Below are 17,924 nucleotides of genomic sequence, written 5' to 3' on the forward strand. Positions count from 1 at the left end.
CATCTGTCAGACCGATGCGCGCGTCTGTCAACAAGCCCGCGCACCGACAGAACCTGACCCGACCTGTCAGGGCGTTCCCGCCGGCCCTCCGCTATCCCGGAGCGGCGGTCCGCAAGAAGCTGCGATCATGTCTCCGTCAAGCGGATGCCAAGCAACCCATTCGGCTCACGGTGCCCCAAAACAACCAGCCCGACCGGTGCCCGCTCAAGGTGCCGACCGCACCACGTTCACACCAACGGCGTCTGGCAGGATTCGCTCCTCTACTCGATCCTCGATCACGGGTGGCTTTGGCGGCGGTCAGTGCCGCTGACGCTGGGCGCGGCCGGCTAGGTCCCGACGGGAGGCGAGCGCCTTTTTTATCGCTGGTAGCGGGTTGGGGAGTGCTAGCTTGCATTGGGAGCAATTCCCCTGCCGGACGTCTTGGTAGCCGAGTCCACAGTATTGGCAGGTCGCCTGAAGTTCGGTCCGCAATGCTTCCTGTAGGGCCTGTACGATGCCCATGTGGGTGATATCGGCATCCACGATGTTCTCCACTGCGCAGCTTTTGACCAGTGCGTCGTTGTGTTTTAGTCCTTCCGTAAGGATGGCCTGTCGCTCGGGGTCGTTGCGGACCCAAGCCATGACGGCACTGAGTAGCACGGGGTTATCGGCGTGCCGCCACCGCCGCACGAGCGTGTCTCGGTCAAGAAAGAGCGCGAGGTGAGCTGCGAGGAAACGATTTCGGGTGGGTACTGTCGTGTCCGCTGCTGCCATTTCGGCATGGCGGCTCGCTTGGTGCCTATGTTCGGCGGGGGCCTGCGCAAGGGCAAGCTGTGATTGTCGCGCGAGCAGATAGCTTGTCTCGAACAAAGTGCCTAGCCAGTCGATTGTTGCCGGGACGTCGGTCCTTTCCCAACGTGTCAACCGGCAGGAAGGCAGGTCGTGATCGAGCCCGATGCGAAGGTCCTGTGTTATCGCAGGCTCCGCCAATCGCGCAGTGGCTTCGGAGGAGAGCGCGTCTTTGTCGATACCACCGCACTGGACGACGAACGCCATCATCCGTGAGAGATTGGCCGGATCCGCGGCGATCGCTCTCTCTAGCGCTCCAGCCTCCAGTGTCATAAAGGCAAGGCCGCTGACGAGCATCCCAAGGTTGCCCAACCGGCGCCGCTCCACTGGCCTCAGGCTACGCTGGGTTCCCAACTCCTGTGCCCGCTGAAGTAGCCATTGGCGGGCGGTACGACTGCGTCCGGCCCGGTCTTCCATGCCTTTCATGGCGTACCGCGAGCCGCGTTTACTGGGAACGTATCCCTGTTCAACCAACACGGCTTGGATTTTCTCGAAAGTGGTATGAGAGCAGCGGTGGTAGGCGACTTCTTCGATGCGCTCAGCGATATCGGGATTCCCGGTCGCAAGGCGGACTGCTGCTCCGAGGACGACCTCAGAGAAGGCGACCTTGTGCGGACTGGTTGTGCCGAGGTCGAGAACCCCTTCCTCGTTGACGTACGGCTGATCAGAGTCATCGACGGGGGGTACAGACATTGCCACCGAGAGGCACGCGGTGAACGCGTGTGGCTCGTTCCACCGGTGCGCCAGCAGCGCCTCCCAGGTGGACAAGTGTTCGGGCGGCACCACTCGCCGCACAAGTATCCGTATCTGCTCGCGAGACCCTGGAGGGGAGGGAACACGCGCGACTGCTTCGACGATGTCCATCGCGCGTTCCTCGTGTGCGGTCGTCTTCCCCCCCAACTTCGCTATGAGGGCCGTGGTGGCTCGCTCCGGTGCGTCCTCTCGAGTGGGAATGCCGCGGGCCAAGGCTAGCAGCAGGTCAACGTCGTCGTTTCGGTCGGCCACGTCAGCAAGTGGGATAAGCAGGTCCGGTTCGAGCGAGACTGCTAAAGACAGAATCTGCGTCATCGACGGATCAACTGCGGCCTGGAGCAGCAGATCACGGCGCACGGGCTCGGGCGACTCGGCGAGATGACGGGCGGCAGATACCTCAATGACGTTGCGGGCCCGCGGATCGATTCCACCGTTGTCGTCCCGGACGAGCACACCAGCTTCGTCCCAGAAGTCAAGGCAGCCGCCGGAGAGGGCGCGCGCCACCCCCGGCACTAGGCCGTGTTCGGTTTGGAACCGACCCGCGAGCAGGTGGGCGACGCTTCTCTCCGATGGTGGAGACGCCCTCGTGACGCTCTCCCAGCCGACTATGGCCAAGGCGTCGATGAGCGCCTCCTCGATTTGGCTGGAGGGCAGCGCCGGCATCCCGACCCCCCGGCGGCCGGTCCGACGCTCCCAGTCGTGCGCCACCCGGCGGATCACCGCGTCCATCAGCGCAGCCGCTCCAGCATGTTTCGCCGACTTCCCGTGCCCAGCCGTCTCGAGCGCTAGAGCCGTGACAAGCAGCGGCGTATCCCCCAGGTAGGGCGTCTCCCGTATGCGGCCGTCGACCTCCCGCAGGCGGTCGCCAATCCACGCGCCGTCGCGGCCGGTGCGGCGCGCGATCGCCCGAACGATCGGTTCGCTGATCGCCCGTGGCCAGACCGGGGGCAGCATGGTCGCTTCCCGCCAGCCGAGCACAGCCGCGGAGGCATAGGCACTGGTCCGAGTCGCCAGCAGTACATCGCAGTCAGGGTGCAGTTCAGTCAGGAGGCGACGGACCCAGCGGACAACCTCACGCCGGTGTTCGCGCGTCTCGTCAAGCGAATCCAGACACAGCAGCAACCAGCCCTCGTCGGCTGCCCGGTGGATTGCCTCTATCAACAGTCCACGATCCGCCGGTTCAACCATCTCGGCGGCGATCCCCGCGAGTTGCTTGACTGGGTGTCGCTCGGCGACGAGATCTGGCAAATAGGAACTGCCCGGATCGCCGGAGCGAAGCAGGGACCGGAGGTCCACCAGGACGGGCAGGGTCCACCGGCGTTCCGCCTCCTGCCGCACGATCTCTCGCAAGGCCGTGGATTTCCCCGATCCCGGGGCACCGAGCAGCAGGACCCGCCCGTAGCGCCGGAAGAAGATGTCGAGATCCACCCGGTCGCTATCTCCGTCGGAGGGCCGGACATCGCAACAGACGGAGGCGTCGATCAGCGGCAGGTCCGCGCCGAAGGCGAGTAGATCGACCCCGCTGGAACCTCCGATGCGCTGGTAGTACCGGTCGATCGCGGCTCGCTCCGCGACCCTGCGCGCCGACGCGCTCGCGGTTGAATCACTGACTAGGTCGAACGGCGGGCGGCCGAGACGGTCAATCCACTGGTCGAGGTCCAGCCCCGTGCGAAGCGATGCGGATCGGCGATGAGCCTTTGCCAACTCCGAGGCGGCGGCCTCGCCCTGCCCGGCTGCCACCACGTTGCCGTCCAAGAGAGCGGCAGCGACCGGCGGACCGCCCCGCCGAGCATGCCATGGAAAGGTCGCGACTGACGCGCGGGCGAGCACTGCATCCCGAACTTCGGGCGTCACCTGCGACAAGGCGTCGGTCAGCTTGGCTAGTGCCTTGTATTCGCTCGGGGAAGGTAGGCCCGCGTGACAATCCCGCCTGCGGTCCAGGGCACCGGCCAGATGCTCGATTTCGTCATCAGCGGTCGCCGCAAGCGCCACAAACGGGGTGCGACCACCAGGATCCGCCGTGACCTGCTCCACCCACTGATCGATCACCTTGCGCAACGGACTACCGTTCGCCGTGGTCAGCTTCAACGACTTCTTCAGCTGAAGTAGGACCCGCCGTCCATCGGTGAAGGTGACCTCGAGGTCGTCCACCGCCTCGTCGACCTCCGCCCGGATCACACACGGCAACCCATGCGTTCGCTCATCCCCGCTCACCTTGATGCTCATCCCGCGGAGACCGTGAGCGGCGACGTAGGCGGCATAGTCCGCGCGGAAGTCGCCACCTAGCTCGTTCTCGGCACCCCCGCGCGGGCCCCGGCCTGCAACTCTGGTCGGCATGGCGCAATGATGCAGCACGAGGGCGGTGTCGGTCGACGGGCGATCAGCCAGTCCGATCGAGTGCGATGACTGCGGGGGTCATCGGTGATCCACCAAGCGGGAGGCCACCCCGGACGAGGAGGTGCATCGGCAACGTGCGATGCCATCCTGATTTTGCGGGCGTGGTGGCATGACGAGTCTCAACGCCTTGGGCAACGCCACGGTCGCAGTACGTCGAGACAGGCCGGAGCGCCGTAGCCGCGGGGCTGCCAGTTGCCCGACTACCGTCCGCTCTCACTTGGAGGCCGGTGACCAGCGCCAACCAGGTTGCCCAGGGTGCTAAGGATGATGCCGGCGACCAAAAAGAAGGCGGTCAAGCCGGCGCTCAGAGCGGCGGCGCGGCTCACGGCGTACGTGATCAAAGTACGAACGAACTGGAGGTCGTCCATGACCATGTCCGGCTCGACGCCACGCTGGCGTCGATAGTCCGCTAGCTCCATAGCGGCCGTCCTCTCATCCACACCTCCGCCTGCTGCGCCTTGTAGCGCTCGAAGGATTCGCGGAGAACGACCACGCGGGCTCGGCTTTCCTGTAGCCGAGCCACCCAGAGAGCGTTGCGATAGCGGCGGCCGCGAGTTCCAGCACGCCCCCGATGAGCGAGAGCCACTTTGCCAAGGTCACTTCCCTATGGTCACTAATGGAGGCGAATGCTACGGACTCTCGGTCACCGCGCCCGCTACATGCCCCCAGGGAACGGAGGCTAAGGGCCAACAGGGTCGCGCGGCGACCAAGATCAATTAGCGCATCTTCAGCCCGAAAGGACGGCCGCAAGCAGCGTCGAACGTCGAGAGGGGGTGAGCGCCTGGATCAGGGTCGGAGCGCCGACTGGCAGGGGTTCATTGGATCCCTCTGCTCAACGCGGCTTAGGGTCCGAGTCCTGGCTCCACCGGTGCGGCACCCGATATCCCCAAGGAGTCCGCAGCGGGGCGCTCACGGTCCTCGTGCGCCGTCACCCGTCTGGCCATCAACCGCACCCGCGGCACCGGATCGGCTGAACGGGCAAGCGGAACCTCAGCGCTACTCTGCACCGCATCACCATGGACGAATCCCTTGTCGCCAGCTCTGCGGGAGACCTCGTCCGCACGCCGTGGGCTGGGGGCGACGGCGGTCTGGAAGCCCTCAGCGGCAGGAAGCGGTGCCTATCCGACGTCATCTACCGAGGCCAACGCCTACTCCTCGCCCTGCCACCAAGCATCTCTTAACGGGGGAGCATCTGCAGCCCCGTCGGCGCTGACGGCTCATAGTTGACCGGCAGCCGGCACCCCGACGGGGTGGTCACCTTCGTCGCGCAGACCCCGACCTTCGGCAGCCCCCGGCACGGGCTGGAGGAACTGCCGTTCACCGTGCCGCAGCTGGGGCCCTCGCCGTGGACGATCGGTTCCACGTGCAGTGATCAGGCGCCGTGGCCGCTCAGGTGGCCGACCCGGCGGCGCGCAGCTTGCGGACGAGTTTGCGCAGGCCGGCCTGCCAGCCGTCGGGGTCCTCGGCGCGGCGGCGGGCGTAGCCGGCGACCTCAGGGTGCGGCAGGATGAGGAACCGCTCCTCGGCCAGCCCGGCGATGGTGGCGTCGGCGACCTGGTCGGGCGTGAGCACAGCCCCGGAGGCGGCGATCACCCGGGCGCCCAGGTGCCCGGCGGCGAGGCCGCCGGCGAGCATCGGGGTGTCGACGCCCTGCGGGCAGAGCGCGCTGACCCGGACGCCGGCGTCCCGGTAGGTGATGGCGAGCCACTCGGCGAGGCCGACCGCCGCGTGCTTCGTCGCGGTGTACGGGGCGTCGCCCACCGCGGTGAGCACGCCCGCCGCCGAGCAGGTGAAGAGCAGGTAGCCCTGGCCGCGGCGGAGCATCGCCGGCAGCGCGGCCCGGGCGCTGTGCACGTGCCCCAGCACGTTGACCCGCCAGGCGCGGTCCCAGTCGGCGTCGGGCGCCTCCACTCCCCCGCCGGTGGCCACCCCGGCGTTGGCGCAGAACAGGTCGATCCGGCCGTACCGGCGCTCGGTCTCGTCGACCAGCGCCCGTACCTGCGCCTCGTCGGTGACGTCGAGCCCGACGCCGTGCGCCACCGGGCCGATGCCCTCGGCCACCGCGCGCGCCGCCTCGACGTCCAGGTCGGCCAGGACGACGGCGGCGGCGCCCTCGGCGGCGAACCGGCGGCCGAGCGCGGCCCCGATCCCGCCCGCCCCGCCGGTGATCACGGCCACCCGGTCGGTCAGATTCATCTCAGCCCGCCTCCCCACCGGTCCCGCCGAGCCGCGGGATCAGCCCCGCCCAGGCCGCCGCGCCGCCGGCGGTCAGCTCCGGGGTGGGCAGCAGCGCCAGCGCCGGCACGTCCACGCCGTTGTCCGCGTACCGGCGGGCCCGGGCGGCGCACTCCTCGGGCGAGCCGTGCAGGATCAGCGCGTCGACCACCTCGTCCGGCACCGCCGCCGAGGCGCCCCGCCGGTCCCCGGCCGCCCACGCCTCCCACATCGGACCGAGGCTCTCCTGCCGCCCCAGCCACCGGTGGAAGGCCGCGTACGCCGGCACGGTGAGGTAGCCGGTGATCAGCCGGCGGCCCAGCGCCCGGGCGTACGCGGCGTCCTCGGTCGGGCAGACGAAGATCCGGGCGGCGACCTCGAAGCCGGGGCGGCGCTCGCCCAGCTCGGCCACGGCGGTCGGCACGTCGTCGGCGGCCAGCCAGTTGAGGATCACCCCGTCGGCCTCGGCGGCGGCGAGCCGCAGCATGCCGGGGCGCAGCGCGGCCAGCAGCACCGGCGGCGGCACGGCCGGCGGGCGTTCCAGGGTGAACCGCCGGACCGTGAAGGTGTCGTACACCTCGTCGACGGTCTCGCCGCGCAGCGCGGCCCGCAGGAAGCGCAGCACGTCCCGGGTCCGCCGGAACGGCTCCTCGAAGCGCACCGCGTTCCAGTCCCGGACGAGCACCGGCGAGGAGGCTCCGATGCCCAGCGCGAAGCGGCCCGGCGCGGCCTCGGCGAGGGCCGCGGCGCTCATCGCGAGCAGCCCAGGCCCCCGGGTGAAGACCGGGGCGATCGCGGTGCCCAGCCGCAGCCGCGGTTGCCAGGCGGCGGCGAGCGCCAGCGGGGTGAACGCGTCGGTCCCGGCGACCTCGGACGACCAGACGTCGGTGAAGCCGGCCCGGTCGAGCGCCGCGTAGACCGCGGCGTGGTCGGCGAGCGTGATGCCGGAAAGCGGCACCGTCATGCCCCATCGATTCGTCACCTGTCGATCGTGCCCGGTCGCCGCCGCCCGGAGCAAGATCCCGGCCGGCGGCTCCAGGTCGCGGCGCGGTGCGAGACGCCGAGCTGGGGTTGCCGCAGGGGCGATCTGCCCGATCGGCAGCGCTACGCCGGAGAAGAGTGCTACGACTGCCAGGTGGGGTGGTCCGAGGGCGGGAGGCCGCGGTGAAGACTTCCGAACCGGCCGCGCTCCGCCCCACAGAGGGCCCGAACCGGGCGACGTTCGTGGAGCTTTTCTTCGACCTGGTGTTCGTCTTCGCGCTGACCCGGATCTCCGCCCGCGCCTTCGAGGACCTGGCGCTCGAAGAGGGGACGACCGCCTGGTCGGCGGTCACCGGGGGCGGCAAGACGCTGCTGCTGCTCCTCGCGCTCTGGGCCGTCTGGCAGGGCACCGCCTGGACCACCAGCCGCTACGACCCGTACCACATCTGGCTCCAGACGATAGTGCTCATCGCGCTGGTGGGCAGCATGGTGATGGCTGTCGCGGTATCCCGTGCCTTCAGCAGCACCGGGGTGGCCTTCGCGACCGCGTACGTGGTGGTGCAGGTGAGCCGGCCCGCGATCCTGCTGATGGTGCTGCGCCGGAGCCAGTACCGCCGGCTGAAGCTGCGCATGCTCATCACCTTCAGCGCGACCGGGGTGCTCTGGCTGGCCGGCGCGGTGCTGCCCACCGACTCACGGGTGACGCTCTGGGCGCTCGCGCTCCTGCTGGAGTACCTGGCGTCCCGGTTCGGCTGGCCGGTGCCCGGCCTGGGCCGGTCGACCGTCTCCCGGTGGGACATTCACGGGGAACACCTGGCCGAGCGCTACCAGCAGATCTTCCTCGTCGCGCTCGGCGAGACGATCCTCATCGCCGGGCTGGCGTACAGCCGGACCCCGAGCGGCGCCGCCCGCACCGTCGCCTTCGCCGCCGCGCTGCTCACCTCGGTGCTGTTCTGGCGGATCTACGTGCAGCGGGCCGGGCGGATCCTGGGCGAGGCGGTGACCCGGGCCGCGCACCCGGCCACCATCGGCCGCTCCGCCGCCGACACCCACCTCGTCATGGTGGTCGGCGTGGTGGCCACCGCGATCGGCTACGAGCTGGTCAACGAGCACCCGACCGGCCACAACCAGGCTGGCTGGGTCGCCATGATCCTCGGCGGTCCGGCGGTCTTCCTGCTCGGCCGGGCCCGCTTCGAGCACGAGGTGTTCGGCCGGGTGTCCCCGTCGCGCTGGGTGGCCGTCCTCGTCCTGGTGCTGCTCATGCCGCTGCTCAAGCCCGTGGTGCCGTTGACCGCGGCGGTCGCCACGCCGCTGGTGGCGGCGATCGCCGCCCCGCTGGTGCTGCTCGGGGTGGCGGTGGCCGACGCCCGCCGCGCCTGGGGCCGCCCGCCGGAGGACGCCGCCCCGCCGTTCTGACCGCGCCCGGTCGGGGGCCGCCGGCGCCCCAACCCCGGCGCTACCATCCGCGGGTGACCTTCTCGATCGTCGCCCGCTCCGCCGACGGCCTCCTGCACGGCGTCGCCGTGGCCAGCAAGTTCCTCGCCGCCGGGGCGCTGGTCCCGGCCGCCGAGGCGGAGGTCGGCGCGCTCGCCAGCCAGGCCCACGCCAACCTGGCGTACCGGTCGCAGGGGCTGGCGATGCTGCGCACCGGCGTCCCCGCGGCGGACGTGGTGGCCGGCCTCATCGCCGCCGACCCGGGCCGCGACGACCGCCAGCTCGGCGTGGTCGGCGCGACCGGCGACGGCGCCGCCTGGACCGGCCCGCGCTGCCACCCGTGGGCCGGCGGCCGGTCGGGCGACGGCTGGGCGGCACAGGGCAACATCCTGGCCGGCCCCGAGGTCGTCGACGCGCTCCGGGACGCCTGGCTCGGCGGGGCCGACCTGCCCTTCCCACAGCGGCTGCTGGCCGCCCTCGCCGCCGGCGACCGGGCCGGCGGCGACCGGCGGGGCCGGCAGAGCGCCGCCCTGTTCGTCGTCCAGCGCCACGGCGGCTACGCCGGCACCGGCGACGAGCTGGTCGACCTGCGGGTCGACGACCACCGCGACCCGGTCGGCGAGCTGAGCCGCCTGCTCGACATCCACACGCTGCTCTTCGGCAAGCCCGACCCGGCCACTCTCCTCGACCTCACCGGCCCGGTCGCCGACGAGGTGGCGGCGCTGCTGGCCGCCGCCGGCCACCCGGTCGGCGCCGCCGGGCTCGAGGAGGCGCTCGACGCCTGGGCCGGCGTGGAGAACCTCGAGGAGCGCATCGTCCCCGGCCGGATCGACCCGGTCGTCCTGGACCACCTTCGCCGCGTCACCGCGCCGGCGACCGCCGGCTGACCGCCGCCGCTCAGCCGGCGAAGGAGAGCCAGCGGAAGCCGGTCCGGTCCAGCACCGCCCGCTCCGCGTCGGTCACCGCCACCCGGCCGGTGGCCTTCCGCACCAGGGTCAGCGCGTCCCAGCCGAGCTCGTCGGGCACCGGCCGGCCTCCGGCGAGCAGGTCGGCGACCACCGCCCCCGCGGTGGGGGTCAGCCAGGGGCGCCGGTCCAGCGCGTCGGCCAGGTCCAGGCCGTGCACCGCAACCTCCACCACCCGGGTACGCAGGAACTCCGTCAGCGCCATCGCGTCGCCGTGCCGGGTGCGGACCAGGCGCCCCGGCGGCTGGGCGGCCACCGCCGCGTCGGCCGCCCGCCAGGCCCGCGCGAAGCCCTCCGCCACCTCGGGTACGCCGGGCAGCTCCCGCGCCTCGCGCCGGGCGCCGTCGATCCGGTCCCGGTCGACCTCCGGCGCGAACTTGGCCGCCCCGAAGTAGCCGGCCGCGTCCACCTCGGCGCGCTCGGGGGCGGGCGCGGCGAGCATGCCGGCGAGCCGCCCAGCGCCGGTGCGCACGTGCGCCAGCAGGTCCCGCACGGCCCAGGGCGGGCAGGGCGTGGGCCGGTCCAGGTCCGCCGGGTCGAGGCCGCGCAGGACCTCGTCCAGCCGTGCGCACTCGTCGCGGAACGCCGCGCGTACCGTGTCCATGATTCCGTCCTCCCCCGTCCGGTCCGTCCCCGTCCGGGCCAGCCTGCCACCGCCGTTTCGTCGCCCACCTGCCGGGTACGCGCCGGTGGACGAGGAGAGGGGGCGCCGAATGGCCGGCATCATGCTGCGCAGCACCGCGTTCACCGACCACGACCTGCTGCCCGGGCGGTTCGCCAAGGACGGCGACAACCTGTCACCGCCGTTGCAGTGGTCGGACGTGCCGGACTCCACCGAGGAGCTGGTGCTGCTCGTCGAGGACCCGGATGCGGGCAAGGAACCGTTCCTGCACTGGCTGGTCACCGGGATCAACCCGGAGACCGGCGAGGTGCCCGAGGGCGGGGTGCCGCCGGGCGGCCAGGAGTGGCCGAACAGCTTCGGCGAGACCGGCTGGAGCGGGCCGCTGCCGCCGCGGGGCGAGGAGGCGCACCGCTACTTCTTCCGCCTCTACGCGCTCAACCGCCCGCTGGACCTGTCCGGCGCGCCGCAAGCCGCCGACGTGCACCGCGCGCTCAAGGGCCGGGAGATCGCCAGCGGCACCACGGTCGGCACCTACTACCGCTGACCCGCTCCGGGGACCGGCCGGGGATCCCGGCCGGTCAGCCCTTCCAGCGGGGCACGAGGCGGTGCACCACCGCGAGGACCAGCGCGGCCACCACGGCCATTGTGCCGACGATGCCGGCCGCGCTGCCCGCGTACCCGATGAAGAGCGGACGGCGGGTGAGTTCCTCGACGGGGATGGTGGAACGGTCGACCAGCCAGGAGAGGGCGAGCGCGGAGCCGATCAGGGCGACGGCGCCGGCGCCGGCGAGCACGGCGGCGGCCACCCGGTGCGCGTCGGCCGGGGAGACCACGGCCCGTTCCCGTTGGAAGAACAGGAGCACCAGCCCGGCGACCGCGGCCCAGGCGCCGACCACGAGGAACGCGGCGACGGCGTCGCTGGGCCGGTGCCAGCCGGCGGAGAGGGTGGCCACCCCGGCGGCGGCCGCGTAGCCGGCGCCGAGGAACGCGCCGGCCACTCGCAACTTCGGGGGCAGCACCAGGATCAGCGCGACCGCCACGGAGGCGGCCACGGCGGTGTGCCCGCTGGGCAGGCTGTTGCCGGCCGCGGCCCGTTCCGGGTCGATGCCGAAGTCGGGGCGCTCCAGATAGCGCTTGAGCAGTTGGGTGCTGACGTTGGCGCCGGCGATGAGCAGGGTGGCGGTGACGGCGAGCGCCTTGCGGCCGCGGATCAGCGCGATGAAACCGATGAAGGCGGTGGCCACCAGCAGCGACACCACCGACATGGCGTTGAGGATGCGATTCACCGGGCCGTCGATGCGGTCCTGGCCGATCCGGTTGCCGGTCAGCGCGACGGTGTCCAGCCACTGGCCGAGCTGGGTGTGCACGGCGAAGCGCCACACCACCAGCAACGCCGCCGCCTGAGCCAGTGCCAGCACGGCCAACCAGACCGCCGTCCAACCCCTTGCCGTCTCACGCACCCGGACAACTTAACGGTCGGCCGGCCCCGGCGCTCGTCGGAGCACCGCGGCCGTCGGCGTACGTTGAGGACGCGACGGAGGAGGTGGCGCGTGACCAGCACACCGGGGCGGGAACGGCGGTCCGGGGAGCGGCCGGAATCGCTGGCCGACCTGCTCGGTGGCCGGCAGGGCGCGGTCGACGCGACGGTGCCGCCGGTGGCGTTCGCCGTCGGCTGGCTGATCGCCGGGCTGTGGGGCGGGGTGGTCGCCGCTGTGCTGGCCGGGGCGGCGGTGGCGGGCTGGCGGTTGCGGCGTGGGGACCGGCCGCGCTCGGTGCTGATTGGGCTGCTCGCCGTCTGCGTGGCCGCGCTGATCGCGCTGCGGACCGGGCGGGCGACCGACTTCTTCCTGGTGCAGCTGGCCTCGAACGCGGCCAGCGGGCTGGCCTGGACGGTGAGCATCGTGGTGCGCTGGCCGCTGCTCGGCGTCGTGGTCGGCGCGGCGCTCGGCCAGCGTGCCCGGTGGCGACGCGACCCGACACTGCTGCGGGCGTACGCGCGGGCCAGCTGGGTGTGGGTGGCGACCTACCTGCTGCGGCTGGCGGTGTTCGTGCCGCTGTGGCTCGGCGGGCAGGTGGTCGCGCTCGTGGTGGCCCGGGTGGCGCTGACCTGGCCACTGGTCGCGGCGGCGCTGGCGGTGAGCTGGCTGGTGATCCGGCGGTCGCTGCCGGCGGGGCATCCGGGGTTGCGGCACCCGCTCGTGCTGTCCGATCGGGACGGCGCGCCGGCAAAATAAAAGAGAGGCCGCCACGGGGGGAGCGGCCTCTCCGGTGAAATACGTTACTCCGTCCGCGGCTCGCGTGTGATCCCGTGGAGCGCCGATTTTCCCGGGCTTTTTCGCGGCAAGTTCATCTCCGGGCGGTTCGGTGGGCCGGTCCGTCCGCTGCGTCGGCCGGACGGCCGGCCCACCCGGCCTGTCCGTGGGAGTCAGGCCGCCCGCCGACCGGACCGCTCCATTCCCCCTTCGGCCCGGATCGGCCTCCTCCGCGGACGGGCGGGCCCGCCCGCGGAGGAGTGGTCACCTCACCCGGCCGGGAAGTAGGTGCCGTAGTCGGCGTACGCCATGGCGACGTCCGCCTGGGCCCAGAACCGGTGGTAGTTGAAGACCGGCTCGGCGCCGCCGTTGAGGTACGCCTGCACCTTCGGCCAGTCCGGGTCGTTCTTGTAGAACGAGCGGATGTCCAGGAAGCTCTTGCCCGCGGCGATGGCGTCGCCGTTGGGCATCTTTCCGGTCCAGCCGGAGGGGACGTAGAGGCCCTGGCCGTCGGCGGCGTTGTAGACGTCGTCGAAGCGCTTGTAGTCGCCGCGCTTCTCCGGCATCGAGACGCCCTTGGTGTCGGCGGCGGCGGACAGGGCGTCCAGCAGGCCCTTGGCGGTGTTCTTGGCCGCCGCGTCGCCGGACCTGGCCGCGTAGGCGATGAGGGTCCGGGCGTAGGCGGCGGCGACGCCGACGTCCTGGCCCTTCACGGTCACCTCGACGTGCAGGTTGGTGTTCGGCTGCGGGCTGGTCGGGTTCCAGTTGGCGGGCTGGCCGGTCCACTTCATGTCCGAGGGGATCGACCAGTTGGCGCCCAGCGTGGTGTTGGCGACGGCCCACGGCACCCACTTGTCCAGCAGCGCCTTGGCCTTGGCGTTGCCGGTCTGCAGGTACAGCTCGGCGATCCGCTGCATCGACCAGGCCTGCATGCCGAACCACTGGTTGGACGGCGGGTCGTTGTAGACCGGGTCGACGTCGTAGTACATGCCGTAGAAGGTGGCGGTGCCGGCCGGCGGCTGGGCGTAGCTGCCGTCCCAGCTGTTGGTGGCGCCGCCGGCGATGCCGCCCTCGGCGGACTGCAGCCAGGTGTAGAACTCGAGCTGCCGGTCGAGGCTCTTCTGCCAGTCGGCGACCGCGGTCGGCGACTTGGGCTTGAGTTCGTTGACGTTGGTCAGCGCCCAGGCCGCGAACGGGTTCTGGTAGCCGAAGTGGTTGTGGCTGGAGCCGATCCGCCACGACCAGTTCTGGGCGGTGTCGTAGGCGCCGCCCCAGGCGTAGTACCAGGAGAGCAGGTAGTGCGCCGAGTCGCGGCCGCTGCCGGCCGGGCAGGTGGACGCCCCGACGCAGTTGCCGATCTTCTTGAAGTACTTGTCGAACATCGCGTAGCGCAGGTAGTCACCCATCCTGGCGGCCTTCGCCACGGTGGCGGCGACGTCAGCCTCCCGGCCCTGCGCCCTGGCCCAGGTCAACGCCCAGTACGCGGCCTGCACGGCACGCGCGTCGGCGTCCGGGGCGTTGGTGTACTTCCACTGCTTGGCCGGGGCGGCCGACTCCTTGACGAACAGGTCGAGGTAGCCGTACTGGCCGCCGTGCTTGAAGGTGTCGCAGGACGGCTGCGGCACGGTCTCCCAGACCGACTCCTGGGTGCCCCGCTGGAAGGTGTTGATGTAGGCCGGGCGGGTGGTGCCGTCGCCGCAGCGGCCGTAGCCGTAGGTGTTGTCGACGTCCAGCAGCCAGTGCATGCCGTAGATGTCGCCGGTGCCGTACGTGGACTGGAGTTCCGAGCGGAGCGGGTCCTGGCCGACCGGGACGTTCGGCTCCAGGGCCGAGGGGTACTGACTGGGCAGGTTGTGCTCGGCGGCGTACTGGGGGGTGCCGGGGGCACCGGCGGTGGGCTGGTCGGCGTGGGACGGAATGATGTACTTCTCCATCACCGTCCAGGCGTTGTTGAACGGGGCCCAGTTCTGGGTGACCCGGCCGTACTGGGCCTCCAGCCAGAGCCAGAAGCTGAACGCCTCCGAGGTGGTCTCGTGGCCGTGGTCGGGCGCCTCGACGATGAGCGTCTCGACCGAGTGGTACGGCACGCCCTCGGGGCTGAAGTAGCCCGAGTTCTTGATCTTGCCGTACTGGTCGAGGAACTTCGTGATGTACGCGTTGTCCCCGCCCGGTGTGTCGTTGTCGATCTCCGTGGCGGTGACCGCGATCGGGGCGAAGCCGGTGGCCGAAGCCGTGATCGTGGCGGTGCCACCGACGGTGTCGGCGTCCTCCCCGGCCGCGACGGTGGCGGTGACCCCGGTGTTCCAGTTGCTCGGGGTCAGGGTCAGCGTCGAGGGCGACACGGTCACGTCACTGTCGCCGGCGACGGCGAGGGTCACCGGGACGTTGGCGGTCGGTGCGGCGCTGAGGGTGAACTTCACCGGCGAGGTGGCGCCCTCGTTGACGCTCACCGCCGACGGGGTGGCCACCAGCACGGGGCCGGAGGCGGGGTTGACCGTGAAGGACTTCTCGGCGACGGCGCTGGCGTTCGCGTTGTCGTACGCCTTGGCCTGGACGGTGTAGCTGCCGGCGGGCAGGTCCTCCAGGGTGTAGCCGTACGGGGCGGTGGTGTCGGTGTTGACCAGCAGGCCGTTGCGGTAGAACTCGACCTTGGTGATGGTGCCGTCCGGGTCGGCGGCGGTGGCCGTCAGCGGCACGTCGGCCGGCGCCTCGAACGGGCCGCTCGGCAGGCCGAGGGAGACGGTGGGCTGCTGGTTGGTGGGGGCGCCGTTGCAGGCGACCCCGTTGAGGGTGAATGCGGTCGGCTTCGGGTTGCTGCCGGTGTGGGCGCCGTTGAAGCCGATGGTGGTGGAGGCGCCGGTGGGCAGGCTGCCGTTCCACGACTCGTTGGTGGCGGTCACCTCGCTGCCGGACTGGCTCCATCTGGCCGACCAGCCCTGAACCAGCTTCTGGCCGCTGTTCGGGAAGGCGAACTTGAGCGACCAGCTGTTCAGGGCGTCGCCCAGGTTCTTGATGGTGACGTTGGCGGTGAAGCCGTTGTTCCAGTCACTGGTCACATAGGTCACGTCGCAGGCCGGGGCGGCCTGCGCGGCGCCCGCCGGCAGGGCCACCCCGCCGATGGCGAGGGCGGTGGCAGCGAGCATCGCCGTCCGGCGACGTCTGGCCATGAGTCTCATGTGCGCGGTGTCTCCTCGGACCGGGCCGGGACGCTGGGGCCCCGGCAGGACGCCTCCACGCGTCGACGCGGCGTACGCGGGGGGACGGAGGCGCCCGGGAAGGTGGTCGACCCGGCCGTGCCGGGGATCGGGACGCCGCACCGGTGCTACCGGGTGCCCTCGACGGCCCTCACTCGCGCGAGCTGGCTCCGCGTCGCGGTTGAGAGTGTGCCATGGAAGCGCTCCCACCACAACGGCCAGGGCAGACAGCAAGGTACATGTTTCGATCTCGTTCAGGGGCTTTCACAAACCGGTGACGGGCGTTACAGTCGCAAGCATCGCCGATGGGAGCGCTTCCATCGACGGAGATGCAAGTACAAGATCGCCGGGAAGCCCATGTGCCCGGCGCGCCAGCCCCAGCGGCTGACGGCGGGCCAGCCCGGACGCCGCCGTCAGCCATCACCCACCGACATGGAGGGAGGTGGAACCAGAGCCACTCGCGTGGCCCGGCTCCCGCGCGACACGCACGATCGGACGCCAATTCCATCCCGTGCGTGTGTGCATCACAGGTGGGGACGGGGGTTGCCCTCCCCCGTCCCCACACTAAACCCCCGCTGTCGACGGCAAAAGAGGCCGACGGGACAGGCGCGACGCGCCGCCCGGACGGCCTTCTTCGCTATCCGCCCCACCCTCCGCCGCTCGCCCTGCCCCCGAGCGAACACCCCGCCCACCCGCACCTCCGGCCGCCCGGCGGCCAGCCCCGCCCCTGCCGCAGCCGCCCTCGGGACGCGGCCGGCCGCACCTCGCCTATGCTGGGAGCGCTCCCGGCCCCGGGTGGCCAGTCACTCCGAGGAGAACGCATGTCGCTACTCACCACACGGCGCACACCCGGTCCCGACGGCGCCGACCCCGACGGGACGTTGCGGTTCCCGGCCGGCTTCGGCTGGGGCGCGGCCACCTCGGCCTACCAGATCGAGGGAGCGGCCAAGGAGGACGGGCGGGGCGAGTCCGTCTGGGACACCTTCAGCCACACCCCGGGCCGCACCCGCAACGGCGACACCGGCGACGTGGCGGCCGACCACTACCACCGGTACGCGCAGGATCTCGACCTGATGCGCGGCCTCGGGCTGCGCAGCTACCGGTTCTCCATCTCCTGGCCGCGCGTCCAGGCCGACGGGTCCGGCCGGCCCAACCAACGCGGGCTGGACTTCTACCGCCGGCTGGTGGACGGGCTGCACGAGCGGGGCATCGCGCCGATGGCCACGCTCTTCCACTGGGACCTGCCCCAGGCCCTCCAGGACGCCGGCGGCTGGGAGAACCGGGACACCGCCGAGCGCTTCACCGACTACGCCGACGTGGTGTTCCGCGCCCTCGGCGACCAGGTGCCGGTCTGGCTGACCGTGAACGAGCCGAAGACCGTGGTGCAGAACGGCTACCTCTGGGGACACCACGCGCCCGGCCGGCAGGACCCGGCGGCGGCGTACCTGGTCGCCCACCACCTCCAGCTGGCCCACGGCCTCGCCGTCCGCGCGCTGCGTGCCGCCGGCGTCGAGGGGCGGATCGGCCCGGCGCTCAACCTGCACCCCTGCTACCCCGCCGACGAGACCGCCGAGGCGGCCGCCGCGACCCGGCTGTACGACGGCTACGAGAACCGGCTCTACCTGGACTCGATCTTCAAGGGCGCGTACCCGGAGGACGTGCTGGCCGACCTGGGCCCGGAGAGCCGGATGGCCCGCGGCGTGCGGGACGGCGACCTGGAGATCATCTCCAGCCCGGTCGACCTGCTGGCGGTGCAGTACTACACGCCGATCTACGTCACCGGCCAGGGCGACACGGTCCGCAGGTGGCCGACCTCCGAGGCGGAGTGGCAGCAGATCTACCCCGAGGGGATGTACGACATCCTGACCCGGGTCACCCGGGACTACGGCCGGGTGCCGCTCACCATCACCGAGAACGGCCTGCCCTGCCCGGACACGCTCGCCGCGGACGGCACCGTCGAGGACACCGCCCGGATCGACTTCCTCCGCGACCACTTCGCGGCCGCCCACCGGGCCATCCGGGACGGGGTGCCGCTGGAGAGCTACCACGTCTGGTCGCTGCTGGACAACTTCGAGTGGGCCGAGGGGTACGAGCAGCGCTGGGGCCTGGTCTACGTGGACTACCCGACCCAGCGCCGGGTGCTCAAGCGCAGCGCCCACTGGTACCGCGACGTGATCCGCCGCAACGGGCTGTGAGCGGGCCGGCCCGGCCGGCGTCGCCCGCGTAGTGCTCGGTGAGCACGCCGATGAACCGCTCGATCGAGCCGAACTTGGCGCAGTGGATC

General features: G+C 71.5%; 12 protein-coding genes. 6 read left to right on the plus strand and 6 right to left on the minus strand.

Translation table 11 applies throughout. The features are described 5' to 3' along the window. Positions 1 to 297: 297 nt before the first annotated feature. Positions 298 to 3,807, minus strand: coding sequence for an NACHT domain-containing protein (locus tag ABZV78_RS04865; RefSeq protein ID WP_355635438.1), 3,510 nt, complete (start codon positions 3,805 to 3,807; stop codon positions 298 to 300). A gap of 398 nt (positions 3,808 to 4,205) precedes the next feature. On the opposite strand from ABZV78_RS04865, the gene ABZV78_RS04870 reads away from it, so the two are divergent. After that, complete coding sequence (locus ABZV78_RS04870) at positions 4,206 to 4,391, plus strand: hypothetical protein (RefSeq protein WP_355635439.1); 186 nt, start codon at positions 4,206 to 4,208, stop codon at positions 4,389 to 4,391. A gap of 976 nt (positions 4,392 to 5,367) precedes the next feature. Here the strand turns inward: ABZV78_RS04870 and ABZV78_RS04875 are convergent. Beyond that, complete coding sequence (locus ABZV78_RS04875; protein WP_355635440.1) at positions 5,368 to 6,174, minus strand: SDR family oxidoreductase; 807 nt, start codon at positions 6,172 to 6,174, stop codon at positions 5,368 to 5,370. 1 nt (position 6,175) lies between these two features. Further along, entirely contained in the window at positions 6,176 to 7,156 is a 981-nt protein-coding gene (locus ABZV78_RS04880) for an LLM class F420-dependent oxidoreductase (RefSeq protein ID WP_355635453.1), read from the minus strand. Between the two features lie 200 nt (positions 7,157 to 7,356). On the opposite strand from ABZV78_RS04880, the gene ABZV78_RS04885 reads away from it, so the two are divergent. Then, entirely contained in the window at positions 7,357 to 8,589 is a 1,233-nt protein-coding gene (locus tag ABZV78_RS04885) for a low temperature requirement protein A (RefSeq protein ID WP_355635441.1), read from the plus strand. Between the two features lie 53 nt (positions 8,590 to 8,642). Next, positions 8,643 to 9,494: a DUF1028 domain-containing protein gene (locus ABZV78_RS04890; protein ID WP_355635442.1), complete on the plus strand. Its 852-nt coding sequence runs from the start codon at positions 8,643 to 8,645 to the stop codon at positions 9,492 to 9,494. A gap of 10 nt (positions 9,495 to 9,504) precedes the next feature. Here the strand turns inward: ABZV78_RS04890 and ABZV78_RS04895 are convergent, their stop codons facing one another. Beyond that, a complete protein-coding gene (locus ABZV78_RS04895) occupies positions 9,505 to 10,176 on the minus strand; it encodes a maleylpyruvate isomerase N-terminal domain-containing protein (protein ID WP_355635443.1) in 672 nt (223 codons plus the stop codon). A gap of 109 nt (positions 10,177 to 10,285) precedes the next feature. Here ABZV78_RS04895 and ABZV78_RS04900 point away from each other — a divergent pair, with 109 nt between their 5' ends. Next, positions 10,286 to 10,738: a YbhB/YbcL family Raf kinase inhibitor-like protein gene (locus ABZV78_RS04900; RefSeq protein ID WP_355635444.1), complete on the plus strand. Its 453-nt coding sequence runs from the start codon at positions 10,286 to 10,288 to the stop codon at positions 10,736 to 10,738. 34 nt (positions 10,739 to 10,772) lie between these two features. Here the strand turns inward: ABZV78_RS04900 and ABZV78_RS04905 are convergent, their stop codons facing one another. After that, positions 10,773 to 11,654 carry a phosphatase PAP2 family protein gene (locus ABZV78_RS04905; RefSeq protein WP_355635445.1) on the minus strand — a complete coding sequence of 294 codons (882 nt, stop codon included), beginning with the start codon at positions 11,652 to 11,654 and terminating at the stop codon, positions 10,773 to 10,775. A 90-nt stretch (positions 11,655 to 11,744) separates the two neighbouring features. Between ABZV78_RS04905 and ABZV78_RS04910 the strand changes: the two genes are divergently transcribed. Then, entirely contained in the window at positions 11,745 to 12,428 is a 684-nt protein-coding gene (locus ABZV78_RS04910) for a DUF3159 domain-containing protein (protein ID WP_355635446.1), read from the plus strand. Positions 12,429 to 12,715: 287 nt separating this feature from the next. Here the strand turns inward: ABZV78_RS04910 and ABZV78_RS04915 are convergent, their stop codons facing one another. After that, positions 12,716 to 15,613, minus strand: a complete 2,898-nt coding sequence (locus tag ABZV78_RS04915; RefSeq protein WP_355635447.1) for a glycoside hydrolase family 48 protein — start codon at positions 15,611 to 15,613, stop codon at positions 12,716 to 12,718. Positions 15,614 to 16,461: 848 nt separating this feature from the next. Between ABZV78_RS04915 and ABZV78_RS04920 the strand changes: the two genes are divergently transcribed. Then, on the plus strand, positions 16,462 to 17,835 hold the full coding sequence (locus ABZV78_RS04920) for a GH1 family beta-glucosidase (RefSeq protein WP_355635448.1): 1,374 nt from the start codon (positions 16,462 to 16,464) through the stop codon (positions 17,833 to 17,835). The last annotated feature ends 89 nt before the right edge of the window (positions 17,836 to 17,924 follow it).

It is taken from the genome of Micromonospora sp. NPDC004540, from assembly GCF_040610095.1.
In the GTDB taxonomy this organism is placed as follows: Bacteria; Actinomycetota; Actinomycetes; order Mycobacteriales; family Micromonosporaceae; genus Micromonospora.

Bases quoted from the DNA above. Each gene is read 5' to 3' on its own strand.
- ABZV78_RS04920 (WP_355635448.1), top strand. From the start codon at position 16,462: ATGTCGCTACTCACCACACGGCGCACACCCGGTCCCGACGGCGCCGAC.
- ABZV78_RS04915 (WP_355635447.1), bottom strand. From the start codon at position 15,613: ATGGCCAGACGTCGCCGGACGGCGATGCTCGCTGCCACCGCCCTCGCC.
- ABZV78_RS04900 (WP_355635444.1), top strand. From the start codon at position 10,286: ATGGCCGGCATCATGCTGCGCAGCACCGCGTTCACCGACCACGACCTG.
- ABZV78_RS04865 (WP_355635438.1), bottom strand. From the start codon at position 3,807: ATGAGCATCAAGGTGAGCGGGGATGAGCGAACGCATGGGTTGCCGTGT.
- ABZV78_RS04895 (WP_355635443.1), bottom strand. From the start codon at position 10,176: ATGGACACGGTACGCGCGGCGTTCCGCGACGAGTGCGCACGGCTGGAC.
- ABZV78_RS04875 (WP_355635440.1), bottom strand. From the start codon at position 6,174: ATGAATCTGACCGACCGGGTGGCCGTGATCACCGGCGGGGCGGGCGGG.
- ABZV78_RS04880 (WP_355635453.1), bottom strand. From the start codon at position 7,156: ATGACGGTGCCGCTTTCCGGCATCACGCTCGCCGACCACGCCGCGGTC.